22 protein-coding genes are annotated in these 26,047 nt (G+C 65.9%); 8 read left to right on the forward strand and 14 right to left on the reverse strand.

Annotated elements, in window-relative coordinates; translation table 11 throughout:
- From ACT2B0_RS02265 to ACT2B0_RS02285, 5 genes are read right to left on the reverse strand one after another with little or no spacing between them, the layout of a single operon-like run.
- The gene (locus tag ACT2B0_RS02265) at window positions 1–777 is read right to left on the reverse strand and encodes a cyclase family protein (protein ID WP_106572154.1); all 777 of its coding nucleotides are present in this window, start codon (window positions 775–777) and stop codon (window positions 1–3) included.
- A gap of 9 nt (window positions 778–786) precedes the next feature.
- Window positions 787–2,100 (reverse strand): TRAP transporter large permease, encoded by a 1,314-nt coding sequence (locus ACT2B0_RS02270; RefSeq protein WP_473460970.1) that lies wholly within the window; start codon window positions 2,098–2,100, stop codon window positions 787–789.
- The gene (locus ACT2B0_RS02275; RefSeq protein ID WP_473460973.1) at window positions 2,097–2,681 is read right to left on the reverse strand and encodes a TRAP transporter small permease subunit; all 585 of its coding nucleotides are present in this window, start codon (window positions 2,679–2,681) and stop codon (window positions 2,097–2,099) included. The genes ACT2B0_RS02270 and ACT2B0_RS02275 overlap by 4 nt, the downstream gene beginning before the upstream one ends.
- A gap of 22 nt (window positions 2,682–2,703) precedes the next feature.
- Window positions 2,704–3,768: a C4-dicarboxylate TRAP transporter substrate-binding protein gene (locus ACT2B0_RS02280; RefSeq protein ID WP_473460976.1), complete on the reverse strand. Its 1,065-nt coding sequence runs from the start codon at window positions 3,766–3,768 to the stop codon at window positions 2,704–2,706.
- 28 nt (window positions 3,769–3,796) lie between these two features.
- Window positions 3,797–4,444 (reverse strand): TetR/AcrR family transcriptional regulator, encoded by a 648-nt coding sequence (locus ACT2B0_RS02285; RefSeq protein ID WP_473460978.1) that lies wholly within the window; start codon window positions 4,442–4,444, stop codon window positions 3,797–3,799.
- Between the two features lie 285 nt (window positions 4,445–4,729).
- Here ACT2B0_RS02285 and ACT2B0_RS02290 point away from each other — a divergent pair, with 285 nt between their 5' ends.
- The 3 genes from ACT2B0_RS02290 (at window position 4,730) to ACT2B0_RS02300 (ending at window position 8,856) form a co-directional block, all read left to right on the forward strand.
- Window positions 4,730–5,698: a TAXI family TRAP transporter solute-binding subunit gene (locus ACT2B0_RS02290; RefSeq protein WP_473460981.1), complete on the forward strand. Its 969-nt coding sequence runs from the start codon at window positions 4,730–4,732 to the stop codon at window positions 5,696–5,698.
- A gap of 84 nt (window positions 5,699–5,782) precedes the next feature.
- The gene (locus ACT2B0_RS02295; protein WP_473460984.1) at window positions 5,783–8,410 is read left to right on the forward strand and encodes a TRAP transporter permease; all 2,628 of its coding nucleotides are present in this window, start codon (window positions 5,783–5,785) and stop codon (window positions 8,408–8,410) included.
- 11 nt (window positions 8,411–8,421) lie between these two features.
- On the forward strand, window positions 8,422–8,856 hold the full coding sequence (locus ACT2B0_RS02300) for a universal stress protein (protein WP_473460986.1): 435 nt from the start codon (window positions 8,422–8,424) through the stop codon (window positions 8,854–8,856).
- Between the two features lie 58 nt (window positions 8,857–8,914).
- Here ACT2B0_RS02300 and ACT2B0_RS02305 read toward each other — a convergent pair whose 3' ends face one another.
- Window positions 8,915–10,150 carry an MFS transporter gene (locus ACT2B0_RS02305; protein WP_473460989.1) on the reverse strand — a complete coding sequence of 412 codons (1,236 nt, stop codon included), beginning with the start codon at window positions 10,148–10,150 and terminating at the stop codon, window positions 8,915–8,917.
- 69 nt (window positions 10,151–10,219) lie between these two features.
- Here ACT2B0_RS02305 and ACT2B0_RS02310 point away from each other — a divergent pair, with 69 nt between their 5' ends.
- Window positions 10,220–10,657, forward strand: coding sequence for a helix-turn-helix domain-containing protein (locus ACT2B0_RS02310; protein WP_473460992.1), 438 nt, complete (start codon window positions 10,220–10,222; stop codon window positions 10,655–10,657).
- Between the two features lie 36 nt (window positions 10,658–10,693).
- Here ACT2B0_RS02310 and ACT2B0_RS02315 read toward each other — a convergent pair whose 3' ends face one another.
- Both ACT2B0_RS02315 and ACT2B0_RS02320 read right to left on the reverse strand, forming a co-directional pair.
- On the reverse strand, window positions 10,694–12,025 hold the full coding sequence (locus tag ACT2B0_RS02315) for an aspartate aminotransferase family protein (protein WP_473460994.1): 1,332 nt from the start codon (window positions 12,023–12,025) through the stop codon (window positions 10,694–10,696).
- Window positions 12,022–12,912 (reverse strand): MurR/RpiR family transcriptional regulator, encoded by an 891-nt coding sequence (locus ACT2B0_RS02320; protein ID WP_473466208.1) that lies wholly within the window; start codon window positions 12,910–12,912, stop codon window positions 12,022–12,024. The genes ACT2B0_RS02315 and ACT2B0_RS02320 overlap by 4 nt, the downstream gene beginning before the upstream one ends.
- Before the next feature lie 80 nt (window positions 12,913–12,992).
- On the opposite strand from ACT2B0_RS02320, the gene ACT2B0_RS02325 reads away from it, so the two are divergent.
- Complete coding sequence (locus ACT2B0_RS02325; RefSeq protein WP_473460997.1) at window positions 12,993–13,850, forward strand: beta-keto acid cleavage family enzyme; 858 nt, start codon at window positions 12,993–12,995, stop codon at window positions 13,848–13,850.
- Between the two features lie 29 nt (window positions 13,851–13,879).
- On the opposite strand, the gene ACT2B0_RS02330 is transcribed toward ACT2B0_RS02325, so the two are convergent.
- The 6 genes from ACT2B0_RS02330 to ACT2B0_RS02355 all read right to left on the reverse strand — a co-directional run bounded on the left by ACT2B0_RS02330 (window position 13,880) and on the right by ACT2B0_RS02355 (window position 22,248).
- Window positions 13,880–15,529, reverse strand: coding sequence for an alkaline phosphatase family protein (locus ACT2B0_RS02330; protein ID WP_473460999.1), 1,650 nt, complete (start codon window positions 15,527–15,529; stop codon window positions 13,880–13,882).
- 141 nt (window positions 15,530–15,670) lie between these two features.
- A complete protein-coding gene (locus tag ACT2B0_RS02335; protein WP_473461002.1) occupies window positions 15,671–16,393 on the reverse strand; it encodes an ABC transporter ATP-binding protein in 723 nt (240 codons plus the stop codon).
- Window positions 16,390–18,114, reverse strand: coding sequence for a branched-chain amino acid ABC transporter ATP-binding protein/permease (locus ACT2B0_RS02340; RefSeq protein ID WP_473466211.1), 1,725 nt, complete (start codon window positions 18,112–18,114; stop codon window positions 16,390–16,392). The genes ACT2B0_RS02335 and ACT2B0_RS02340 overlap by 4 nt, the downstream gene beginning before the upstream one ends.
- Before the next feature lie 49 nt (window positions 18,115–18,163).
- Window positions 18,164–19,201 carry a branched-chain amino acid ABC transporter permease gene (locus ACT2B0_RS02345; RefSeq protein ID WP_473461005.1) on the reverse strand — a complete coding sequence of 346 codons (1,038 nt, stop codon included), beginning with the start codon at window positions 19,199–19,201 and terminating at the stop codon, window positions 18,164–18,166.
- Window positions 19,202–19,249: 48 nt separating this feature from the next.
- Complete coding sequence (locus ACT2B0_RS02350) at window positions 19,250–21,076, reverse strand: feruloyl-CoA synthase (protein WP_473461008.1); 1,827 nt, start codon at window positions 21,074–21,076, stop codon at window positions 19,250–19,252.
- A 38-nt stretch (window positions 21,077–21,114) separates the two neighbouring features.
- On the reverse strand, window positions 21,115–22,248 hold the full coding sequence (locus ACT2B0_RS02355; RefSeq protein ID WP_473461011.1) for an ABC transporter substrate-binding protein: 1,134 nt from the start codon (window positions 22,246–22,248) through the stop codon (window positions 21,115–21,117).
- Between the two features lie 301 nt (window positions 22,249–22,549).
- On the opposite strand from ACT2B0_RS02355, the gene ACT2B0_RS02360 reads away from it, so the two are divergent.
- The 3 genes from ACT2B0_RS02360 to ACT2B0_RS02370 all read left to right on the forward strand — a co-directional run bounded on the left by ACT2B0_RS02360 (window position 22,550) and on the right by ACT2B0_RS02370 (window position 25,997).
- Window positions 22,550–23,164, forward strand: coding sequence for a TetR/AcrR family transcriptional regulator (locus ACT2B0_RS02360; protein WP_473461014.1), 615 nt, complete (start codon window positions 22,550–22,552; stop codon window positions 23,162–23,164).
- A gap of 192 nt (window positions 23,165–23,356) precedes the next feature.
- On the forward strand, window positions 23,357–24,793 hold the full coding sequence (locus ACT2B0_RS02365; RefSeq protein ID WP_473461016.1) for an aldehyde dehydrogenase family protein: 1,437 nt from the start codon (window positions 23,357–23,359) through the stop codon (window positions 24,791–24,793).
- A 250-nt stretch (window positions 24,794–25,043) separates the two neighbouring features.
- A complete protein-coding gene (locus ACT2B0_RS02370; RefSeq protein ID WP_473461019.1) occupies window positions 25,044–25,997 on the forward strand; it encodes a Gfo/Idh/MocA family protein in 954 nt (317 codons plus the stop codon).
- Window positions 25,998–26,047 lie beyond the last annotated feature (50 nt).

A 26,047-nucleotide genomic window follows, 5' to 3' on the forward strand; every position in this document is an offset into this window, starting at 1 on the left:
TCAGTCGTTAAAAATGGCGACGGCGCGGGTGAAGCCCGCCGAAGCCGCCTTGATCTTGAAGGGAAAGCAGGCGATCTCGTATCCGGTCGCCGGCAGCTGATCGAGATTGGCAAGCTTTTCCAGGTGGCAGTAACCGATCTCCATCCCGGCGCGGTGGCCTTCCCAGATGATTTTCGGGTCGTGCGTTTCGGCGAATTTTTTTGCCGTGTGCACGAACGGCGCGTCCCAGCTCCAGCCGTCGGTGCCGGTCACGCGCACGCCGCGCTCCAGCAGGTAAAGCGTCGCCTCGCGGCCCATGCCGCAGCCTTTCGCGACATAGTCGGGCTTGCCGTAATGCGCGCCGGCCGTGGTGTTGACCACGACGATGTCGAGCGGCTTGAGCGTGTGGCCGATGCGCGCGAGCTCCGCCTCGACATCGGCGGCGGTCACGACATAGCCGTCCTCGAAATGGCGGAAATCGAGCTTGACCCCGGGATTGAAGCACCATTCCAGCGGCACCTCGTCGATGGTGATGGCGCGCTCGCCATTGTTCATCGTCGAGGCGTAGTGCCAGGGCGCGTCGAGATGGGTGCCGTTATGGGTGGAGACGCTCAACTGCTCCACGGCCCAGCCTTCACCGTTGGGCAGTTGGTCCTTGTCGAGCCCGGGAAAGAAGCCGGTGATCTGATCCGCCGTCATCCGGTGATCGAAATAGTCGATCTTCGGCAGCGCCATTGGCGGGTCCGAGGCGATATCGGTTTCGAGCGGAACGGAAAGGTCGACGATTCTGCGCGGCATGGATGCTCCTCAACGGCCTAGGGGCAGGGTTGCAAGGGAGGGGAAGGCGAGCACGAGGATGAGCACGACGGCCATCATCAGCGCGAACGGGGCGGCGCCGCGGAAAATGTCGCCGAGGCTGATCGTGTCGTCGTCGAGCGTCGACTTAATGACGAAGACGGAGATGCCGAAGGGCGGCGTCAGCAGACCGATCTCTACGGCGATCACGGTCACGATTCCGAACCAGACCAGGTCGACGCCCATCGGCTGCAGCACCGGCAGCATCAACGGCACCAGGATCAGCATGATCGACGACGAATCGAGGATCGTGCCCATGACGATGACCAGCACCACGTAGGCGATGATCACGCCCCAAAACCCGATATCGGCGGTCGCGACGAAGACGCCGAACTCGTTCGGCACGCCCGACAGCGCCAGCATGCGCGAATACATCTGCGCCGCGATGATCAGGAAACAGACCGAGGCCGTGACCAACCCGGTATCGGTCAGCACGTCCCAGAAATTGGAAAAGGTGAGGACGCGCCGCCACAGGCCGATCACGATTGCGCCGAGGCAGCCGACGGCGCCGGCCTCGATCGGGGTGAAGGCGCCGAGATAGATCCCGCCAAGAACGACGAGGATCAGGATCGCGATCGGCAGTCCCTTGGCCATCATCTCGCGGGTCGACAGGCGGTCGATATGGTCGCCGGACAGGTCCTCGCCGATGAAGCGCGGCCAGAAATGGGCCATCGCGATCACCCCACCGGCAAAGATCGCGGCCAGAAGCAGACCGGGGATGACCCCGGCGATGAACAGATCGCCCACCGACTGCTCGGTCAAGAGCCCGTAGAGGATGAGAAGCAGGCTCGGCGGGATCAGCATGCCGAGCACCGAGGAGCCGGCGACGACGCCGACGGAGAACTGCTTGGTGTAACCGTGCCGCACCATTTCCGGCACCGCGATGCGGGTGAAGACCGCGGCCGAGGCGATCGAGATGCCGGTAATGGCGGCGAAGATCGCGTTGGCGGCGACGGTGGAGACGCCGAGCCCGCCCTTCAGACGCTGGAAGAGCTGGGCGGCGACGTCATAGGCGTCCCGGCCCATGCCGGTGACGGAAACGAGGAAACCCATCAGCACGAAGAGCGGCACCACGCCGAAGAAATAGGACGAGATCGTCTCGGAAGCCGCGAGCGCCAGGAGCTTGCCGGCCAGGAGCGGCGACCCCTTGATCAGCCAGACCCCGACATAGGAGCACAGCATCAGCGCGATCGGCACCCACAGCCCGGCATAAACGAGCACGACCATGGCGCCGAGCGTGGCCAGACCGATTTCGAAAGGGCTCATCGGCCGCGCTCCCCGTCCGCGCCGTCGCCTTTTCCGGTCACAAGACCGTAGGCGGCGATCAGGCCGGCAATAGCCATTTGCATGATCAACGCAGCGCAGCCGATCAGGATGACCAGCTTCACCGGCCAGTCCGGGGCGGTGAAATCGCCGAACGTGCCGACATAGGTGTTGCGTTCCCAGGCTTTCTGAAACAGCGGATAGCTCGCCGACAGCACGAACCAGATGAGCGCCAGCGCGGCGGCGACATAGACCAGTTCGATGGCGTGGCGCAGGCGCGGGGCCCGTGCCGCGATCAGGTCCAGAAAGGCGTCCGTGCGGGTGAAGCGGCCCATGCGAAAGGCCTGCGACACTTGCAGGAAGACGATCGCCACGATCGACATCGAGACGATTTCCGGCACGCCGGAGATGGGCGCGAGGAAAAGCTCGCGGCCGATCACGTCGGCATTGACCAGCACGACCAGACCGAGGATCAGCAGCGTGCCGAGCACGTTGAGCCCATTGGAGATGCCGTCGGCGAGCGCGCGCAGGCGCCGTCGCGTCCCGGAGCCGCGTTGCGGCTCCGGTGTTTGCTGCGCTGACATGGCTGGTTACCCGCGAGCGAGACTATTCCTGGTCCCAGTTGCGCACCGGCTCGCCGCCGGCCGCGCGGATCGCATCGAGATAGGCTTTCAGGATCTCGGTTCCCGCCTTGCCTTCGCTGTCGACCTGGGCCGCCCATTTCTTGGCGACATTGTCCATGCCGGCGGCCCATTTCTGGCGGAATTCCTGATCGACGTCGGAAATCGTCGCACCTTGCTCCTGCATCGCCTTGAAGCTTGCTGTCACCGCCTTGTCGAGATCATCGAGATAGGCGGCCTTATAGGTGTCGGCGGCGTCCTTGAGCGCCTTTTGAACCGCGTCCGGCTGGCTGTCGAACCAGTCCTTGTTGGCCGCGATCGCACCGGCATACTGGGCGCCGAAACCGATCCGTGTGATGTGCGGCGCGACCTCGTGCAGCTTGCCCGGCAGGGCGGCGGTGGCGAACACGATCACGCCGTCGTACACGCCGGTCTTGATCTCGTTGTAGTAAGTGGTGAGATTGCCCGATACGCCGACCGCGCCGGTGCCTTCCAGCCAGTTCACCGCCGGCCCGGGCGCGCCGATCTTCTTGCCCTTGAGGTCCTCGATCGAGTTCACAGGGAAGGTCGTCATCAAGATATAGTCGTCGATGGCGATCGGGCCGCCGAGATATTCGAGCCCGTTCTCCTCCCAGGTCGACAGCATCGCCTCGTTGGTCTCGTGCAGCGCGTCGATCGTTTCCACCACCAGGCTCGGATCGCTGGAAACGAACGGCGTGTAATAGGTCACGTTTTGCAGCGACAGCTTGGCGGGATCGAAAACCGACGAAATGCCGCCGATTTCGGCGAGGCCTTCCTCGACCGCCTCCAGCTCGTCACCGACCTTGGCCAGCGAGCCGCCATATTGCTCGTCCCAGTTGATCGTATGCCCGCTGCCTTCCAGCTGCTTGTTCACGGCCGGGATGAACACCTCGTTGGCCAGTCGGACCCACCGGAACACAGGCGGATGTCCGGCCACGTAGGTCACGTTGATGGTTTCGGCTTTGGCGGCCGTCGCCGCCGCCACGGCCAGGGCCGCGATCATCGTCTTGCGTAGGGTTGGTCCGAACATCATTACCTCCCGGTGTTCGTTGGTGGGTCTAGCTTTTCCGCATCAGGGTCCTGACGCCGCCGCTGGCAAAGGCGACGACGGACCGGATCAATTGTTCCGTGTCGACACGGTCGTAACGCTCGTGCGACATCGGTCCCGCGCGCCCCTCGATGCCGATCGAGGCGATGCCGGTGCCGAGTGAAAGCAGATAGGCGCGGATCGCGTCGCTTTCGCTCATTTCGGGGGCGACCTCCTGAAACGCCTCCACGAAACGGCGTGCGATGCCGTCGAAATTCTCCGCAACGATGCGCTTGGCGAGGTTGTCGACGGAATGGGTCAGCACCGCCAGAAGCTTCACATAGGCGTAACCGCCGCGTTCGCCGTCAGTGCCGAGTTCGATCAGCGGGCGCAGGAACGCATCGATCAACTGCTCTACGCTGGGAGTGCCCGCAGCGCGCAGCGCGGCGAGCCGCTCCTGGCGCTGCGTGTTCACGAAGGTCGAGCGCCTGCGCATGATCGCTTCGAGCAGTCCCTCCTTGGAGCCGAAATAATAGGCGATCATGGCCTGGTTGACGCCGGCCTCGCGGGCGATCGCCCGCATTGAGGCGCCGTTATAGCCAAACTCGGCGAACGCCCTCTCGCCCGCGAACAGGATCGCAGTACTGACGTCGTTATCTGCGCGCGACTGGGTGAGCACGACGACCTTCCTTCTTCGTTGATTAAACGTTTGATGAATTCGTGGGTCGAGTCAAGGCCCAATTCGCCGCCGTGCCCAGGGGCGGCCGAACGCGGGAGCCTCGCGACGGGTTGATGTCGGGGCCCCGTGATTGCGCAATTGCGGGCGCCGATAGAGCTGGCGCGCGGGAGCGCGTGGGCGGATATCGACTACAACGTGTGGCGAATATCGGCACGGCGGTTGACGTGCGTGTCCTGATGGTGGCTGAATACGCCACCACTCAACCCCAGTCAGAGGGAGGAAAACATGAAAAAACTGGTTGTCGGCGCGTTGTCCGGCATGGCGCTCGCAGGGTTGGCCGGCCAGGCAATGGCCCAGGATCAGCAGTTCATTTCCATCGGCACGGGCGGCGTCACCGGCGTTTATTATCCGACCGGTGGCGCGATCTGTCGCCTGGTCAACAAGAACCGCAAGGAACACGGCATCCGCTGTTCGGTCGAATCCACCGGCGGTTCCGTCTACAACATCAACACGGTGCGCGCCGGCGAACTTGAATTCGGCGTCGCGCAGTCGGACTGGCAGTACCACGCCTATCATGGCACCTCGAAATTCGAGGATCAGGGTCCATTCGAAAAGGAGCGCGCGGTATTTTCCGTGCATGCCGAGCCGTTTACGCTCGTCGTCCGCAAGGATACCGGCATTGACGGTTTTGAAGCCCTCAAGGGCAAGAAGGTCAATGTCGGCAATCCCGGTTCTGGCCAGCGCGCCACCACCGAGATCGTCATGGAAGCCTTCGGCATGACCATGGACGATTTCGCGCTCGCGGCCGAACTCAAGGGTTCGGAAATGGCGCAGGCGCTGTGCGACGGCAAGATCGACGCCATGATCTACACCATCGGCCATCCCGCCGCGGCCATCACCGAGGCCGCGACCACGTGTGATGTCGAACTGGTGTCGGTCGACGGCGATCCGATCAAGAAGCTGGTCGACGACAACCCGTATTACCGGATCGCGACCATTCCTGCCGGTACCTACAAGGGAACCGACAAGGATGTGACGACCTTCGGCGTTGGCGCGACCTTCATCAGCTCGGCCGACGTGTCCGACAAGGTCGTCTACACGGTTGTGAAGGCCGTCTTTGACAATTTCGACGACTTCAAGAAGCTGCACCCGGCCTTTTCCAGTCTCAAGGAAGAAGAGATGATCAAGGACGGGCTGTCCGCCCCGCTGCATCCCGGCGCGGAGAAATACTACAAGGAACGCGGCTGGATGTAAGACCGCACCGCGGCCCGGGCGGAATACCGCCCGGGCCTTTTTGCATCGGCGGAGGGGCCGGTGCCGGGAGGGGAGAACAACGCGATGGCGGATAAGCCAGCCACGGACAAGACCGGCGTCGATGTCGACATGATGGTTGCCGAGGTCGAGAGCGGCGCGCGCAACGCGACCGGTCTCGCCGGCAGGATCATTATCGCGATCGCCTTCGTGTGGGCCCTCTTCCAGATCTACATCGCCTCCAACGTCCCCTACACGCTGACGAGCCTGACCGGTTTCAACGTCGTCTTCAACAATCAGGAAGCGCGCCAGATCCATCTCGCTTTCGCGCTGGTTCTGGCCATGCTTGCCTATCCGCTGTTCAAGTCGAGCGCGCGCGACCGCGTGCCGGTCTACGACTGGGCGCTGGCCGTCCTGGGAGCGGCGTCCTGTCTCTACCTTTTGTGGTTCAAGGAAGACATTGCCGGGCGCGCCGGGTTGCCGACCACCACCGATCTGGTGTTTTCCTCGATTGGCATGCTCGCGCTCGGCATCGCCGTCTACCGCGCACTCGGCCTGCCGCTGGTCATCGTGGCGAGCGTGTTCGTCTTCTACGTCTTTTTCGGCCACCTGTCGTGGATGCCCGACGCGATCCAGTGGAAGGGGGCCTCGTTCGGCAAGGCGATGTGGCACTACTGGATGCAGACCGAGGGCGTTTTTGGCGTCGCACTCGGCGTCTCGGCCTCGATGATCTTCCTGTTCGTGTTGTTCGGCTCATTGCTGGAAAAGGCCGGCGCCGGCAATTTCTTCATCAAACTCGCCTTCGCCCTGCTCGGCCATCTGCGCGGCGGGCCGGCCAAGGCCGCCGTCGTGGCCTCGGCGCTTTCGGGGCTTTATTCCGGCTCCTCGATCGCCAATGTCGTCACCACCGGTACGTTCACCATCCCGCTGATGAAACGCACCGGCTTCAAGCCGGAAAAGGCCGGCGCGGTCGAAGTCGCCTCCTCCACCAACGGCCAGCTCACGCCGCCCGTCATGGGCGCGGCCGCGTTCCTGATTTCCGAGTTCACCGGCGTCGCCTATCCCGAACTGATCAAACACGCCTTCCTGCCGGCGATCATCTCCTATATCGCGCTGGTCTATATCGTTCATCTCGAGGCGCTGAAGCTCGGCCTGAAGGGCCTGGAGCGCCCGCCGGTGATCGGCACGCTGGCCCAGCGCCTGGCCGGCGTGCTGTTCGGCTTTATCGCCATGACGGTCCTCGCCGGCGTCGTCTATTACGGGCTCGGCTGGATCAAGGTCGCCTTTCCGGGCATGACGTTCTGGACCGCGTCGCTGATCTTCCTTGCGGCCTATGTTCTGCTCGTGGAGCGCGCGGCGCGCCATCCCGACCTCGCCCAGGACGACCCGAACGCACCGATGGACGTGCTGCCGCGCCCGCGCGACGTGGCCATCACCGGTCTCTATTTCATCCTGCCGATCATCATCCTGATCTGGTGCATTCTTATCGAGCGCCTGTCGCCGACCCTGTCGGCCTATTGGGCGACGGTGTCGATGCTCGTCATCGTGCTGACCCAGAAACCGCTGAAGCGCCTGTTCCGCGGCGAGGGCGGTTTCGGCCAGGGTTTTCGCGACGGCTGGGCTGATTTCTTCAACGGCATGATTGCCGGATCGCGCAACATGATCGGCATCGGGGTTGCCACGGGCGCGGCCGGCGTCATCGTCGGCACGGTGTCGCTCACCGGCGCGCACCAGGTCGTCGGCGAGTTCGTCGAGTTCCTGTCGGGCGGCAATCTGATCGCCATGCTGCTTCTGGTGGCGGTGATGAGCCTGATCCTCGGCATGGGCCTGCCGACCACCGCCAACTACATCGTGGTGTCGTCGCTGATGGCGCCCGTCATCGTCTCGGTCGGCGCTTCGACCGGGCTGATCGTGCCGCTGGTCGCGGTCCACCTGTTCGTGTTCTATTTCGGCATTCTGGCCGATGACACGCCGCCGGTGGGGCTCGCCGCCTTCGCGGCCGCTGCGATTTCGGGCGGCGACCCGATCCGCACAGGCATACAGGGTTTTACCTACGACATCCGCACCGCGCTGCTGCCGTTCCTGTTCATCTTCAACACCGAACTGCTTTTGATCGACGTGACGGTCTACAAGGCGGTGTTCATCTTCATCGTCGCGGTGGTGGCCATGATGCTGTTCGCGGCCGCGACCCAGGGCTATTTCTTGACCAGAAGCCGGATCTGGGAGACGGTGGCGCTGATCCTCGTCGCCTTTACCCTGTTCAGACCGGGCTTCTGGCTCGATTACGTCCAGCCGCCCTATGACGACCGCCCGGGAGCGGAGGTGGTCGCCATTGCCGCCGCGCAGCCCGACAACGCCAATTTGAGGCTGGTGATCACCGGCCCCGATTTCGACGACCCCGACAAAATCGGCGAACGCACGATTCTCGCAGCGCTCGGACCGGCGGGCGACGGTCTGCAAAGGCTCGAGCAGGCCGGCCTGCCGGTGCGTGAGGAGGACGGCAAGGCGATACTCGACGAACCCTTCGCCGGCACGCCCTTCTTCACCGATTTCACCGACACGTTCGATTTCTACGGAGACGTGCCCGTCGAGATCGCCAAGGTGCAACTCGCGGCCGAACGGATGCCCAAGGAGGTGTTTTACATTCCCGCCCTGCTGCTGCTGGTGCTGATCGTTCTGTCGCAGCGCCGCCGGCAGACCGTTCCCGCTTTTTGAGGAGCCCGTTGATGTTCGAGCGCATTCTTGTCCCGGTCGATCTGGGCGAACCCGAAATCGGTGCCCGCAGCCTGGCGGTCGCCGAGGAGCTCGCCGTCAAGTACAATGCCCGGCTCGACGTCCTCACCGTGGTGCCGACCTATTCGATGTCGATCGTCGGCGCCGCCTTCCCGAAGAATTTCGAGGAAACCACGCTGGAAGCGGCCCGCTCGGCGCTGAAGACGATGCTCGACGCGCGCCCGGCATCCCAGGTGACGATCAAAGGGCATGTCGCCCACGGCACGATCTATGACGAGATCATGAAGGCGGCCGACACGCTCGGCGCCGACCTGATCGTCATGGCCTCGCACCGCCCGGCGCTGAAGGACTATCTGCTCGGGCCCAACGCTGCGCGCGTGGTGCGCCATGCGCGCCAGTCGGTCTTCGTTCTGCGCGACGCGGCGTAACGAAGCCCTGCCGCCGCGTGTGTGCAGGCGCGACGCGGTCGGATGGCGCCAGCCCTGGTCAGGACGGCTCGGTCCGCGTGCGGCGCCCAAGCGTCATCCACAGCGTGGCGACCATCAGCAGCGTGGCCAGTATGAAGGTCAGTCGCATGCCGCTGGCGATCGCTGAGCGGGACGCGCTGGCCAGATCGGCCGTTCCGACGCCGAAGGCGAAAACCGCGCCCATGGCGGATGCGCCGGCTACCAGGCCGATATTGCGCGACAGGCTCAGCAATCCGGAGGCGGTGCCGCGCTGGTTGTTGGGCGTCCCGGCCAAGACGGCGGTGTTGTTGGCGGCCTGGAAGAGCTGGTAGCCCGGTGTCAGCACGACCATCGCCAGGACATAGCCGGCTATGCCGAACATCTCCGGCAGAACCGACAGCAGGAACGCTCCGCCCGCAAGCATGCTCAGGCCGGCCGCCAGGACCCGCTGCGCTCCCCATGCATCGACCGCGCGTCCGGAGGGAACGCCGCTGAAGACCGAGATCAGCGGGCCGGCCGCCATCACCAGGCCGACCATTGCCTGCTTCAGGCCGAGCCCCAGGCCGAGATAGAACGGACCGACCACGAGTGTCGTCATCATCACCGCGGCCACCAGAGCGTTGACCACAAGACTGGATGCCAGGCCCGGCATCATCACCGTGCGCATGCCGGCCGGTCGCATACGATCCTTGCCCGCATCCCGCGGCAGTGAAACGAACGCCAGGATCAAGGTCAGTAGCGCCAGCGGAACCTGGACCAGAAAGATCCCGCGCCAGTCGGTCGCCGAAAGGATCATGCCGCCGAGTGACGGGCCAATCGCGGTTCCCAACGCCGAGACCGTGCCGAGCAGGCCCATGGCCTGGCCGATGCGGGTTTCCTGCGCCGTTTCGCGCATCAACGCCAGGGTCAGGCTCATCAGGAAGGCGGCTCCCACCCCCTGAAGCGCTCGCGCCGCGATCAGCAGCCACAGGGTCGGTGCGATGCCGCAAAGCAGCGACGCCAGCAAGAACAGACCGAGGCCGAAAAGATGCATGCGCCGCAGCCCGTAGAGGTCGCCCAGGCGTCCGGCGAGGATGACCGAGACCGTCAGCGCCGCCAGATAAGAAATGACGACCCATTGGACGTGATGAAACGGCGCCGAAAACGTCTCGACCAAGACCGGCAGGGCGATGTTGGCGATACTGGTGCCGAGCGATCCGAGCAGCATCGACAATGCCAGCGTCGTCGTAACTCCCCACTGTGCACCGCCCGAAACGGGTGCCTTGATGTGCTGCATCGCCTTGCCCTCTTGCCTCGATCGTGATGAAAAGCCATCCTACGAATTCAAGTCGACTTGAGGTCAAGCATGGAATTTCTCGATATTGGCGACGTCAGCGACAGCATGGGGATGCGTCCGTCGACGTTGCGCTACTACGAGGAAATCGGGCTGATTTCCTCGGTTTTCCGCCATGGGTTGCGGCGCCAGTTTCCCGCCGACGTGCTGTTGCGGCTGAAGCTGATCGCAATGGGAAAATCGGCCGGATTCTCGCTCGACGAGATTGCCGGGATCCTGGGCAAGAACGGCGCTCCGGAGCTGCCGCGCGCGGTCCTGCACCAAAGGGCGAACGACCTCGACCGGCAGATCAGCGACCTGGCGGCGTTGCGCGATACGTTGCGCCATGTCGCCGACTGTCCCGCCCCGACCCACATGCAGTGCCCGACATTCCGGCGGCTGGTGGATGTGGCCGGGCGACGGGCGGGTGGGCGCGTCCGCGCGCATGGGCGCAAGAAATCCGTCGGATAACAGCCGGCGCCCTGGCCGGCATGGCGAGCGCCGACCCTAACCGACTTCCGCGATCGCGGCGTCGAGCGCCGCGCCGAGCCGGTCGACGATCCGGTCCAGGTCCTGGTCCTCGACGATGAAGGGCGGTGCGACAAGCACGTGGTCGCCGCGCGCGCCGTCGATCGTGCCGCCGGCCGGATAAACCATGAGTCCGCGCGCCATCGCCGCCTGCTTGATGCGGGCGTGAAGTTTCAGCGCCGGATCGAACGGTGCCTTCGTTGCCCGGTCCTCGACGATCTCCAGGCCGAGGAAAAGGCCGCGCCCGCGCAGGTCGCCGACATGCGGATGCGCCCCCAGACGCTCGGCCAGCAGGCTCCGCAGCCGTTCGCCCATCGTGCGCACGTTTTCCAGCAGGCCGTCGCGTTCGATCACGCGCTGGACGGCAAGCGCGGCCGCGCAGGCCATCGGATGGCCGATATAGGTGTGGCCGTGCTGGAACAGGCCCGACCCGTTGGCGAAGGCATCGAAAATCGCCCGCGACAAGAGCACCGCCCCGATCGGCTGGTAGCCGCCGCCCAGCCCCTTGGCGATGGTCATCAGGTCGGGCGCCACGCCGTCTTGCGTGCAGGCGTGCAGCGTGCCGGTGCGGCCCATGCCGCACATCACCTCGTCGAGGATCAACAGCACGCCGTGGCGGTCGCAGATCTCGCGGACCCGTTTCAGGTACCCGGGCACGGCCGGCACCGCACCGGCGGTCGCGCCGACCACCGGCTCGGCGATAAAGGCCATAACCGTCTCCGCGCCGAGTTCTTGTATCTTGTCCTCCAGCGCCTGGGCGGCGCGCAGCCCGTACTCTTCCTCGCTTTCGCCGTCGCGCTTGTGGCGATAGGCGTAGCACGGCTCGATATGATGGGTTTCGGCCAGCAGCGGCTGGAATTGGGCCCGGCGCATTGCGTTGCCGCCGGCCGCCAGCGCGCCGAGCGTGTTGCCGTGATAGCTCTGGCGCCGGGCGATGATGGCGCGCCGCTGCGGCTCGCCCTTTTCGACGAAATATTGCCGCGCCATCTTCAGCGCCGCCTCGACCGCCTCGGAGCCGCCGGAAACGAAATAGACATGGCTGATGTCGGCCGGCGCGTTGGCGATCAGCATGTCGGCGAGCTCTTCCGCCGGCTCGCTGGTAAAAAAGCCGGTATGGGCATAGGCGAGCCGGTCGGCCTGCTCGTGCAGTGCACCGATGACGTCGGGATGGCCGTGGCCCAGGCAGGAGACGGCGGCGCCGCCCGAGGCGTCGATATAGACGCGGCCGTCGCGGTCGAACAACTCGACGCCGCGTCCGGCCACGGCGACCGGCAGCGTGCCGTGAATCTGGCGATGCAGAATGTGGGTCATGGACGTGTCCGTGGAGCAGGGGCAAGATGATGCACGCCGAAGGCGGCGAGTTGCTGTTCGGCTCGGGCGATCGCCGCAAGCGTCTCGGTTCCGCCGTGCCCGGCCACCAGGGCGGCCAGCGTTTCGGCGGCCACGAAGGCGGGCGCCATCGAATGGAAGAAGGACGGGCTTTCCGTCGAGACCAGGATCGTATGCCGGGCGATCGCCGCCAGCGGCGAGACCGGGCTGTCGGTGATCGCGACCACCGGTACGTTTTCACCGGCTGCCCAGTGGGCGATGTCGAGCGTGGCGCGCGAATAGGGCGCGACGCTCACGGCAAGCAGCGCGTCGTCGGCGCCGGCCATGCGTACGGCGTCGAGACCGCCGAATCCGTCCGTGCCGAGCAGCACCGCCCTGTCGCCGAGAAAGGACATGATATAGGCGAATTGCGCCGCGATCGCGTGGCTCGACCGCAGGCCGAGACAGTGAATGCGCCGGGCCGCAGCCAGAAGCGCAGCCGCGTCGGCGAGTGCGGCCAGGCTGTCGGGCGCGCCGAGCCGGCCGATCTGTGTCGCGCCGGCGGCGACGATGTCGCGGGCGAGCGCGGTCTCGCCGCTCTCTTTCTGCCTGACCGCCTGCCGTCCGGCCCTGCCGGCGAAGCCGAGCTCGCCCTGCCTGATCGCATTGGCGTGCACAGCGCGGATTGCCTCGTAGCCGTCATAACCGAGCCGTTTGGCAAGCCGGCTCATCGTCCATGGCTGGACGCCGGCGCGGCGCGCCTGTTCGCGCATCGACAGCAGCGCCACGTCGTCGGGATTGTCGACGATATAACGCGCCGCGACGCCGAGCTGCGCGGGCAGGCCGGGGAAGCTGTCGATGATCTTTCGGACAAGCGCGTCGCGATCCATGAGCGGAGCGTAGACCGGGCAGATCAGATGTGCAACAAGTGTTGCATCAACTGACATGATGCAATGATTGGTGTTATCGGATGAGCGGCATCCTGCACGGTTTCCAGCCCGACCGGCGGCCGGTCGCGATCGCCGTCGCGCCCAATGGCGGCCGGCGCACCAAGGCCGACCATCCGGCCCTGCCGCTGACGCCGGCGGAGCTGGCCGAAACGGCTTTCGCCTGCCGCGAGGCCGGTGCGGCGATGATCCATCTGCACGTGCGCGACCGGCAGGGCGCGCATCTGCTCGACGCGGAGGCCTATCGGGACGCGACCGATGCCGTGCGCGGCGCGGTCGGCGATGATCTCGTCGTTCAGATCACCAGCGAAGCGCTCGGGGCCTACACGCCCGCCCAACAGATGCAGGTGGTGCGTGACACGCGGCCGGAGGCCGTTTCGCTGGCCCTGCGCGAACTGGCCGGCGAGCCGGCCGACGAAACCGAATTCCTGCGTTTTCTGGCCTGGCTCGCCCGCGAACGCATCACACCGCAGATCATTCTTTATGCGCCCGAGGAGGCGACGCGCCTCGCCGGGCTGATGCGCCGCGGGCTGGTGCCGTTCGAAACCCTGCCGGTCCTGTTCGTCCTCGGCCGTTACGTGCCTGGCCAGCGCTCGACGCCGCGCGACCTGCTGCCTTTTCTCGACGGACCGGCCGAGCGCTTTCCGCACTGGATGCTGTGCGCCTTCGGGCCGCGTGAGACGGCCTGTGTGACGGCCGCCGCGCTGATGGGCGGCCACGCCCGGGTAGGCTTCGAGAACAATCTGCAACTACCCGATGGCGCGGTCGCCGCCGACAATGCCGCAATCGTCCGCGCCACCGCCCACGCTCTGAATGCCTGCGGCGTGCCGCTCGCCTCCGCCGGCCAGTTGCGCGATCTCTGGGCCGCCCTCCAGGCCTGAAAACCGTGCCGCCGTGTTTCGGAAGGGGCCTAATCGCGTCCCGGCCGTCCGCGATAGGCCCGCGTGAGCTCCGGGTCGACCTCGGCGTCGTCGTAGAGACCAATCAGAATGCCGGTCCGGCCGCCGCCATGGCGCATCGCTTCGATCTCGGCGTTTGAGCGCGTGGTGCGTTGCGACGGCCGCCGCGCCCAGGCCGCCAGCCGCTCGGCCATCATCGCGGCCACACCGGCGTGTTCCGGGTCGCCGCCGAGATCGCAGAATTCGTCCGGGTCGGCTTGCAGGTCGAACAGCATCGGCCGAAACCCTTCGGCATGGACGTATTTCCAGCGCCGGTCCGCCACCATGAACAGCCGCGCCCGGTCCGGGGCGACCCCGAGTTCGGCCGCCATCGGCGTTGGCCCGTAATCATATTCCGACACGATGAAGTCGCGCCATGTCTCTGGCGCTTTACCGTGCACGAAAGGCAGCAGCGAGCGCCCCTCCACGATATGGTCCGGCACCGCCGCGCCGGCGGCCTCGATGAAGGTGGCGGCTAGATCGATCGATTCCACCAGTTGGTCGCAGACCGTGCCGCGCGTGGCGTCGGCCTCCGGCGACGGGTCGTAGACGATCAGCGGAATCTTGACCGATTGTTCGTGAAACAGGTCCTTCTCGCCCAGCCAGTGGTCGCCGAGATAGTCGCCATGGTCCGAGGTGACGACGATCATCGTGTCGGCGAGCTCGCCCCGCTCCTCCAGGAAGGCGAGCAGGCGGCCGAGTTGGTCGTCGCATTGCTTGATCAGGCCCATATAGGCCGGGATCACTTTCTGGCGCACCGCCTCGCGCTGAAAGGCGCGGCCGATCTGGTTGTTCATGAAGGCCCGGTAGACGGGGTGCGGGTCCTGCCGCTCGCGTTGCGAGCGGATGACGGGCTGCACATCCGCCGGCCCGTACATCGCGTGATAGGGTGCAGGAACGATATAGGGCCAGTGCGGCTTGATGTAGGACAGGTGGCACAGCCATGGCCGGTCGTGTTTGGAGGCGATGAACTCCTCGGCGCGCCGCGTCATATAGGGGGTCTCGGAATCCTCCTCGGCGATATTGGCCGGCCGGTCGGCGTTTTTCATGAACCAGCCCGAGGCCATGTCGCCGTTTTCGTCGAGCGCGGCGTTGGCGAAATCGTGCCAGGGATTGTCGCCCGGATAGCCCCTAGCCTTCAGATAGTCGTTATAGGGCTGCGGCCCGCGATCGTAATAGCCGTCGGGTCCCTTGCCCCACAGCCCGTCGTCGCGCTCCCACAGGTCGAAGCCGCATTCGGCCACCCGCGCGCCGATCATCGTGTCGCGCGACAGACCGAGACGCGCCATGCCGTCGGCGTCGACGCGCATATGGGTCTTGCCGACCAGCACGGCGTCCATGCCCGCCTTGCGCAGATGATCGCCCAGCGTGATTTCTCCGACCTTGAGCGGGAAGCCGTTCCAGCTCGCGCCGTGCGAATGGACGTAGCGGCCGGTGTAGAAGCTCATGCGCGAGGCGCCGCAGATCGGCGACTGCACATAAGCGCGCGAGAAGCGCACGCCCATCGCCGCGAGACGGTCGAAATGCGGCGTCTTTAAGTGCGGGTGTCCCGTGCAGCCCAGATAATCGAACCGGAGCTGGTCATACATGATGAAGAGGATGTTCTTGCGCCGATCCGCCATCGATACCCTTCATGGTGGCCGTGGAAACAGGCAGCGGCGCCGACAAGCAACGCCGCTGTCGCGCGACGATAACGCACGCGGCCGGCTCTGTCGTCCCGTCGGAAACCGCGAAGAAACCGGACCGGGCCGGTCCGCTATTGTTCAGGCCATGCCGTGCGCGGCGCCGAGATAGATTTCGGCCACGCGCGGATCGGCGGCGAGGTCGGCGGCCGGGCCGCGCATCGTCGCCGCGCCGAGTTCCATCACGTAGCCGTGGTCGGCGATCCGCAACGCCGCCCGGGCGTTCTGTTCGACCAGCAGGATCGAAACCCCGTCGTCGCGCAGCTCCGACACGGTCTGCAGGATGTCGCGCACGATCAGCGGCGCCAGGCCCAGGCTCGGTTCGTCGAGCATCAACAGGCGCGGCTTGGCCATCAACGCGCGGCCCATGGCGAGCATCTGCCGCTCGCCGCCCGACAGCGTCCCGGCTTCCTGGCGGTGGCGTTCCTCAAGCCGCGGAAAAAGCGCGTAGACCCGTTCCAGACGCGTCGGGATCTCACCGCGTCCGCGCCGGAACGCGCCGAGCGCGAGATTGTCGGCCACGCTCATCGTGCCGAACAGGTCGCGCTGCTCCGGCACCAGGCTGATGCCCATCGCCACCCGCTCCTCGGCCGGCACGCGGGTCAGGTCCTGCCCGTCGAAGACAACGCGCCCGCGCGACGGCAAAAGCCCCATGACGGCTGCAAGCAGGCTGGTCTTGCCCGCGCCGTTGGCGCCGATGACGGTGGCGATCTCGCCGCCTTGCACGGCCAGCGATACCGCGCGCACGGCCTCCACGCGGCCGTAATTGACCGACAGATCGCCGACTTCCAGCAGCGCGCTCATGTCGGGCTTCCCAGATAGGCTTCGATGACGGCCGGATCGCGCTGGATGTCGGCGGGCGCGCCGGTGGCGATCCGCGCGCCGAAATTCAACACCACGATATGGTCGGTCAGCTGCATGACGAAATCCATGTCGTGTTCGACCAGGAGCACGCTCATGCCCTCGTCGCGCAAGCGGCGGATCAGGTCGGCGAGCGCCTGTTTTTCCAGATGGCGCAGCCCGGCGGCGGGCTCGTCGAGCAAAAGCAGTTTCGGGTCGAGGCAGAGCGCGCGCGCGATCTCTGCCAGCCGTTGCTGGCCGAGCGCCAGCGCGCCGGCCGGCTGATGCATGATGTCGGCAAGCCCGACCCGTTCGATCTGGCGCGCCGCCTCGCCGAAAATCTTGCGCTCCTCCTCGCGGTCGAGCCGCAGGATACCCGAAACCATGCCGGCCCGGCCGCGCAGATGCGCGCCGATGGCGACGTTTTCCAGAACACTCATCGTCGGCGCCAGCTTGACATGCTGGAAGGTCCGCGCGATGCGCCGGGCCGCGATCCGTTCCGGCCCGAGCCCGTCGATGCGTTCGCCTTCGAAATGGATTTCCCCGCCCGACAGCGCCAGCACGCCGGTCACCAGGTTGAAGGTCGTGCTCTTGCCGGCGCCGTTGGGGCCGATCAGGCCGACGATCTCGCCGCGCCCGACCTCGAAGGAGACGGTGTCGACCGCGACCAGCCCGCCGAACAGGCGTCGCGCGTCCTTGACCCGCAGCAGCGCGCCATCGCCGGTCTCGAAGCCGCGGCCGGGCAGGGCGCCGGTCGCGTCGACGGCGCGCGGCGCCGTCTTGCCGAGCCGCCCGGCGATCACCGGCCACAATCCCTCGCGCGCGCCCTGCAGCATGGCGATCAGCAGGATGCCGAACACGATGCCCTCGTAATTGCCGCCCGCCCCGAAGAAAAGCGGCAGCAGGTCCTGCAGGAAATTCTTCAACACCACGACGATGCCCGCGCCGAGGATGGCGCCATAAATGTAACCGGCGCCGCCCAGAACGGCCATCAGCAGATATTCGATGCCGACGGTGAGGCTGAAGACGCCCGGTGTGACGGCGCGCTGGAAATGGGCGTAAAGCCAGCCCGACAGGCCGGCGAGCAGCGCGGCATAGACGAACACGGTCAACTTGGCGCGCCAGACATTGACGCCGACCGATTCCGCCGCCGCCGCGCCGCTGCGCAGGGCGCGGATCGAGCGCCCGACGCGCGAATCCAGCAGGTTGGCGGTCGCCAGGATCGCGGCGAGCACGAAACCCCAGACCACGAAATAGAACGAGCGGCTGTCGAGAAGCGGCAGGCCGAGTACCGAAAGCGGCGGCACCGAGGAAATACCGTCATAGGCGCCCAGCGCCTTCAGATTGCCGAACAGATAATAAAAGCAGATCCCCCAGGCGATGGTGCCGAGCGGCAGAAAATGGCCCGACAGCCTGACCGTGACCAGTCCGATAACCAGCGCGGCGGCCACGGTGACGGCCAGCGACACCGGCAGGGTCAGCCAGGGCGACCAGCCATAGGCCGTGGTCAACAGTGCCGTCGCATAGGCGCCGAAACCGACGAAGGCGGCCTGGCCGAACGAGGTCATGCCGCCGACGCCGGTCAACATCACCAGCCCGAGCGCGACCAGGCTGGCCAGCCCGACGAAATCGAGCAAGGTGACCCAGAAATCCGGCACGAACGGCAGAAAGGGGATCGCGGCCATGATGGCGGCGAAGACCAAAAAGCGGGTGAGGTCGCGTCGGTTCACCGGCTCAGTCCTCTTCGTCGCCATGGGTGGAAGTCAAAGAGCGCCACAACAGCACCGGCAGGATCGAGGCGAAGACGATCACCTCCTTGAAGGCGCTGGCCCAGAACGAGGAAAACGCCTCCAGCAGCCCGACGGCGAGCGCGGCGGCGACGGCGGCCGGATAGGCGCCGAGCCCGCCGATGATGGCTGCCACGAATCCTTTGAGGCCGATGATGAAACCGCTGTCGTAATAAAGCGTGGTCAGCGGCGCGACCAGCACCGCCGAGACCACGCCGATCGCCGCGGCCATGGCGAAGGCGATGCGCCCCGACAGCATGGTGGGAATGCCGACCAGGCGTGCGCCGCGCCGGTTGATCGCCGACGCCTTCAGCGCCTTGCCGATCAGCGTGCGCCCGAAAAACAGCGCCAGCCCCGCAAGCAGCGCCAGCGTCGCACCGACCACCAGCAGGCTCTGGCCGGTGACGAATAGCGGCCCGATCTGGAACGAGCCCGACACGACCGGCGAGGTGCGGTAACCCTCCGCGCCGAACAGGACCAGGCCGAGCGCGGTGAGCGCCAGATGCGCGCCGACAGACGCAATCAGCAGCACCAGCACCGAGGCATCGGCGAGCGGCTGGAAGGCGACCCGATAAAGATAGGGCCCCATCGGCACGATCAGGGCCGCGCACAGCACGATGTTGACGGCGAGCCCGAGTTGAAGCGGCACCAACACAAGCACCGCCGCGGCGATGGCGATCGCCGGCGCGAGGTTCCACGCGGCAAGCCGCACGGCCTTGGCGGGGCTGCGTTCGCGCAGCGCGGCGCCGGCGTCCATAACCGCCGACATGGCCGCCAGCACGAGCAGCAGCCAGACGGCGCCGGGAACGCTGCCGGTCTCCATCGCCGCCAGCGACAGGCCGGCGAATGTGACGAATTCGCCCTGCGGGATCAGGATCACCCGGGTGACCGCGAACACCAGCACCAGCGCCACCGCCAACAGCGCATAGATCGCGCCGTTGATGATGCCGTCCTGGATCAGGAAGAGTGCTATCGTGAAGTCCAAGTCATACCCGCCATGTCGATGCCGCCCGTCGGATGGGCGATCACAAGCTTATTCGAGGCCGATGAAATCGGCCGGTTCGTCGCCATGCAGGCGTTCTACCTCATTGGCGCGGCGGGCGAGCACGGCGCGTTGGTTGATATAGCCCTTGTCAGTGATTTCGCCCGCGTCGACGGCTGGCATCGCCTCAAGCAGGCGCGCCCGCGTCGCATGGCGCGAGGAGCCGCCGCCGCGCGCCTTGAGCGCCGCCAGGCCGTCGCGCACATGCGCGCGCACTCGGTCGTGACGGAGCACGTCCCTGAGCGGCGCGTCGTCGTCGAGCCCGGCCAGCTTGCGGCAGGCCGCGACGTTGGGAAACACCAGGAAGCCGACCTCCTCGCGATCGTGCCCGGTGACGACGATGTCCTGGGCGACCGGGTCGAGCGCGGCGATGCCCTGCACGCGCAGATCGCCGACGCTGACCCAGGTGCCCGACATCAGCTTGAAATCCTCCGCCACGCGGCCGTCGAAGAAAAGCCCGCGTTCGGGCCGCTCGGGGTCGGCGAGCCGCACGGCGTCGCCGATCTTGTAAAACCCTTCCTCGTCGAAGGCGGCCCGCGTGAGCTTGTCGTTCTTGAGATAACCCGGCGTCACGTTCGGACCGCGCACCCGGATTTCGAGCTTGTCGCCGGCCGGCACCAGCTTGAGTTCGGTACCGGGAACCGGAATGCCGATATTGCCGCTGCGCTCGGCCTGGAAATGGCAGTCCGTGGCGAGCGGCGCGGTTTCGGTCGACCCCCAGGAACTCACCATCGGCACTGCGACGCCGGTGGTGTCGCGCGCCATGGTTTCCAAGGCCGCCCACAGGTTCTGCGGCAGCGCCGCGCCGGCATAGAAGATGATCTTGGTACGGGTGAAAAAGCGGTGGCGCAGGTCCGCGTCCTCGCGCAGCGCGCCGATCAGCATGTCGAAGCCGCGCGGCACGTTGAAACAGATGTCGGGGCCGACCTCCTTCAGATTGGCGACCGTGTGATGAAACAAATGCGGGGCGGGCTTGCCGGCGTCGATATGAAGCGTGCCGCCATTACGCAGCACCAGGTTGAAATTGTGGTTGGCGCCGAACGTGTGGCTCCACGGCAGCCAGTCGACGATCACCGGCGGCGCGCTGGCCAGAAACGGCCAGGTCAGTGCCTTGGCTTCCTGGCTCGCCGTCAGCATGCGATGGGTGTTGATCACCGCTTTCGGCGCGCCGGTCGATCCGGAGGTGAACAGGTAGCGGGCGGTCGTGTCGAGGCCGACGGCGGCGAAGGCAGCGTCGACGGCCGCCTCGTCGGTTTCGGCCAAAAGCGCGTCAAAACCGGTCGCCGTGCCGTCTTCGGCGCGGCGGCTGGTGACGACGAGACCGTCGTGGCGGTCGGCGATCGCGGCAAGGGCGGGCGAAAACAGCGCCTCGTCGCTGGCATAGACCAGTCCCGGCTCCACCAGCGCGATCATGGCGCGCAGTTTTTCGTGATCCTGCGACATCAGCGAATAGGCCGGCGAGACGGTGGCCACCGGGATGCCCGCATGCATGGCTCCCAGCGCCAGCAGCGCGTGGTCGATGGTGTTGTCCGACAGGATGGCGACCGGGCGCTCCTGCGAGAGCCCGCGCTTGAGCAGAAAGGCGGCGATCGCCCGTACCTTGGTCAGCGTATCGCCATAGCTGATCGTTCGCCACGCGGCGGCGGGATCGCCGCGCTCGGCGAGGAATATCCGTTCCGGTTCGTCCCGGGCCCAGCGGACCAGCCATGCGCCGACGCAGCGCGCCGGCTCGGGCAGCGCGACGGGGCTCGACAGGATCATCGAGCCGTCATCGCGCCGGGTCATGCGCACTTGCGGTTCGGCAAACAGGGCAGACATCGGGCCGGAACTCCTCGCCGTGGCGACCATGCCGACGCCTATTCCATGTATTTCCAGGCCCCGTCCTCGACCGTCACCAGCACGCGGCTGCGTTCGTCATGGCCGTAATGGTCGTTGGCAGAGGTGTTGAAGACGCCGTGGACGCCGACGACCTCCCTCATGTTTTCCAGCGCGTCGCGCAGTGCGCCCCGAAACTCTTCGCTGCCCGGCGCGCCCTTTTCCATGGCGACCGGCACGGTTGCCAGGATGATCTGGCCGGCATCGAACATGTGGCCGCCGAACGACGACAGCGAGCCCTCGCCATGCGCGGCCTCGTAAGCCTTGGTGTATTCGACCCCGAGCGCCTTGGAGGGATGGGAATCGGGCAATTGGGCGGCGACCACGACAGGGCCGACGGGCAGGATGGTACCTTCGGCCGACGCGCCGGCAACCCGGATGAAGTCGAGGCTGGCCGAGCCGTGGGTATGGTAGATCTGGCCTTCATAGCCGCGTTCGGCGAGCGCCAGATTGGGCAATGCCGCCGGTGTGCCCGAGGCCACCACCAGCACGGCGTCGGGCCGGGCCGCCACCAGCTTCAGCACCTGGCCGGTCACGCTGGTGTCGTTGCGCGCGAAACGTTCGATCGGCTCCATCGCGATGCCGGTGCCTTCGAGCGCCTTGTTCATGACGTTGAGCCACAATTCGCCGTAGCCGTCGGCATAGCCGATGAAGCCGAGTGTCTTGACCCCGTTCGCCGTCATATGCTCCACGAGCGCCCCCGCCATCTGGCTCACCGGCTGCGGTGTGCGGAACGCCCAGACCTCGGACTCCTCCGGCAGGCCGACCGGCGCAAGCGTGAGCACCGGTGTCTTGGTCTCGGCTGCAACGCCTGCGACCGCGATCGTTGTCGGCGTCGTCGACGAACCGATCAGGAGATCCGCTTTTTGTTCCTCGATGCATTTGCGCACGTTCTTGACCGCCGCGGTCGGGTCGGTCGCGTCGTCGAAGGAGGTGTAATTGATCGTCTGGCCGGCGACCTCACTGGGCAGCAGCGGGATGGTGTTGTTTTCCGGTACGCCGAGCGAGGCTGCCGGGCCGGTGGCCGAAACGGTGATGCACACCGAGATGTCGGCAAGCGCCGGTGTGGCGGCGAAAAGGCCGCAGAGCCCGGCAAGCGCGAATTTCACTTTCATCGAAGACCTCCCTGTTGCGTTGAGCGCGCCCCGCCTCGATGCGGGGCGCCGCCCTATGGTCTGGGTCGGCGTCGAGACCGGCCCCGGCGCGATATCCGTGGCATGAAGTCCAGCCCGGCGCACGCTGCAATGCACAAATCCAGTCACATGGAATGTTGCATTGCGGAAAAACCCTATACGGTAGCGTATGTTGTTTTTTGTTTATTTTCCGAACGTTGCCGTAAAGGAGAAAACATGTCAATACGGTTGCGTATGGTATTGCCGATCCTGCTCGAAAACACCAATTCCCACCGGTGCCTACATGTCGATTACGTCCGATCGTAACGAGCCCAGTCTTCGCAGTCCCGGCGCGGGCGGCAACCGGCTGACGGAGCGCGAATGGATCGACGCGGCGTTCCGCCATATCGCCAAGGCGAATTTCGACGATATCCGGGTCGAGGAACTGGCGCGCGAGATCGGAGTCACCAAGGGCAGTTTCTATTGGCATTTCCGCAACCGCCAGCATCTGGTCGAGTGCGTGCTGGAGCACTGGATGGACCGTGCCACCATTCAGGTGACGCGCTGGGCCCGCTCGGAAGAGGGCAGCGGCAAGGAGCGGCTTGCGCGGCTGCTGTCGCTGCCGGCCAACACGCCGCCCGACAAGCACGGCGCCGATATCGAGCTCGCGGTGCGCTCCTGGGCGCGGCGCGAGAAGCTCGCCGCCGAAACGGTTCGCAAGGTCGACGAGATGCGGTCCGAATTTTTTCTCGAACTGATGGGCGAACTCGGCTTTTTGGGTGGTGAGGCGCGCCGCCGCGCCGCCATCGCCCAGTCCTTCATGCTGGGAGAAGCCCTGCTGAAGACGCATCCGGATCGGCAGGAGCGCCTCGCCGCCGTCGACATGTGCGTCGAGTTCCTCAGCGGCTCCGCCCGGTAGCCGGGGCGAAACGCCGATTGCGCTAATCATATATCAGTCATATATCTGGTCGGTGTTCTCCACGTCGATCCGGCCCGCGAACGGCCGCTGCCGTACATCTTTCGTTGACGCAGGGGCAGGAAACCGCGCTGGACGGCGCGCACGTGACAGCGGGCCGATCCGGCTCAAAATAATAGGACAAGGACAGACCATATGGCGGAACTGCATCGCAACCTCATCGACGGCGTTTGGGTGGACGGCGAAGGGGTGGCAAACATCAATCCCTCTGATACCAACGACCTGGTTGGCCATTACGCGCGCGCCACGACCGACGACGCCGCCGGCGCCATCCGGGCCGCGCGGGCCGCGTTTCCGGCCTGGTCGCGGTCGGGTTTGATGGAACGTCACGCGATCCTGCGCAGGACTGCCGACGAGATTTTCGCACGCAAGGACGAGCTCGGCCGACTGCTGGCCCGCGAGGAAGGCAAGACGCTTCCCGAGGGTGTCGGCGAGACGGTGCGCGCCGGTCAGGTTTTCGAGTTCTTCGCCGGCGAAGCGCTGAGACTGGCGGGCGAAACCGTGCCGTCGGTCCGGCCGGGCGTCGGGGTGGAAGTCACCCGCGAGGCGGTCGGCGTCGTCGGCATCATCACGCCGTGGAACTTTCCGATCGCCATCCCCGCCTGGAAGATCGCGCCGGCGCTTTGCTACGGCAACACAATCGTCTTCAAGCCGGCCGAGCTCGTGCCCGGCTGCGCCTGGGCGATCGTCGACATTCTCCATCGCGCCGGCCTGCCCAAGGGCGTGCTCAACCTTGTCATGGGCAAGGGCTCCGTCGTCGGCCAGGCCATGCTCGACAGCCCCGACGTCGATGCCATCACCTTTACCGGTTCGGTGGCGACCGGCAAGCGTGTCGCGGCCGCCTGCGCGGAACACATGCGCAAGGTGCAGCTCGAGATGGGCGGCAAGAATCCCCTGGTCGTGCTTGACGATGCCGATCTGGCGACCGCGGTCGACTGCGCCGTCAACGGCGCGTTCTTCTCCACCGGCCAGCGCTGCACCGCCTCCTCGCGGCTGGTGGTGACGCAGGGCATTCACGACCGCTTCGTCGAGGCGGTATCTGAAAAGCTGCGTGCGCTGGTGGTCGACAACGCGCTCAAGGACGGCGCGCAGATCGGCCCGGTGGTCGACGAGAACCAGCTGGCGCAGGACGAAAAATACATCGCGATCGGTCGCGACGAGGGCGCCAGGCTCGCCTTCGGTGGCGAGCGCCTCAACCGCGAGACGCCGGGATTTTACCTGCAGCCGGCGCTGTTCACCGAAGCCAGCAACACAATGCGTATCTCGCGCGAGGAAATTTTCGGGCCGGTGGCCTCGGTCATCCGGGTCAAGGATTACGAGGAAGCGCTGGCGGTCGCCAACGATACGCCCTTCGGGCTTTCCTCGGGCATCTGCACCACCAGCCTGAAGCACGCCACCCATTTCAAGCGCAATGCCGAGGCCGGCATGGTGATGGTCAATCTGCCGACCGCGGGCGTCGATTTCCACGTGCCGTTCGGTGGACGCAAGGGTTCCAGCTACGGGCCGCGCGAGCAGGGCCGCTACGCCGCGGAATTCTACACGACCGTCAAGACCGCCTACACGCTCGCCTGAGCACGGCGCATTCCCGCCACGCGCCGCCTACGGTCGGCGCGTGGCGTTCGTCGCGTGGATCGCTCGGGTGCGTTTGGGTGGCGGTGGTCACGGCGCTGACAGCGTTCCGCGACCGGCCCGGCCGGTATGGGGCGGACCCTGCCGCGCGGGGGATAACGGGCGCCGGCGGCATGGTCGCAAACGGGGCGTGGGGGTTGAGTTCGCGCCGGGCGATGGATATGTCAGGCCAAACCTTTCAGGCTAGCGACTTATGGCGCCACGTATTGCAGTTCTCGGATGTGGTTACTGGGGGAGCAACCACATCCGGACTCTCAAGAAGCTCGGCGTCCTTCACGCCGTCTCGGACGCCAATGGTGCGCGCGCGGAAGGTTTTGCCAGCGAGCAGGAATGCCTGGCCATCGCGCCCGAGGAACTCCACCTTCGCGATGACGTCGATGCGGTGGTTCTGGCGCTGCCGCCGCAATATCACGCCGAGTTCGCCGAACGGCTGGTCAAGGCCGGCAAGGACGTGCTGGTCGAAAAGCCGATCGCGCTTACCGTCGCCGATGCAGAGCGTATCGTCGCCGCGGCGCGGGAAAATCATCGCGTTTTCATGGTCGGCCATGTGCTGCGGTTCCACCCCGCCTTCGAGACCCTGAAGGCGCTGATCGACAATGGCGAGCTGGGCGAGGTCAGATATATTCATTCGCACCGGCTCGGTCTGGGGAAGTTCCACACCGAAAACGACGCTTTGTGGGATCTCGCCCCGCACGATTTGTCGATGATTCTGGCGATTACCGGCACCGCCCCGCTGGAAGTGCGCGGCGAAGGTGCCGCGATCCTCGACAATCTGAGCGATTTTGCGCATCTGCACATGCTTTTTCCCGGTGGCGTGCGCGGCCACCTGTTTACCTCGCGGCTCAACCCCTATCGGGAAAGGCGGCTGACGGTCGTGGGAACCAAGGCGATGGCGGTCTTCGACGACGTCGAGCCCTGGGAGCGTAAACTCGCCGTCTATCGCCATGCGGTCTGGCAGGATTCCGGCCAGTGGGCGTTTACCGCAAACGAGCCGTCCTACGTCGAGGTGCAGCAGGGCATGCCGCTCACCCGCGAACTCGAGCATTTCATCGATTGTCTCGAAACGCGCGCCGAGCCGCGCACCACCGGGGAGGAAGCGGTCACGGTTCTGAAAATCCTGACCGCCGGAACCGTTATTCACGACTGATCCGGACAGGACCGGCGCGCCGGTCAACGCGCACGCCGCGGCTGGCTGCT

The sequence above is a fragment of the Nitratireductor sp. J20-h4 genome (assembly GCF_056780505.1).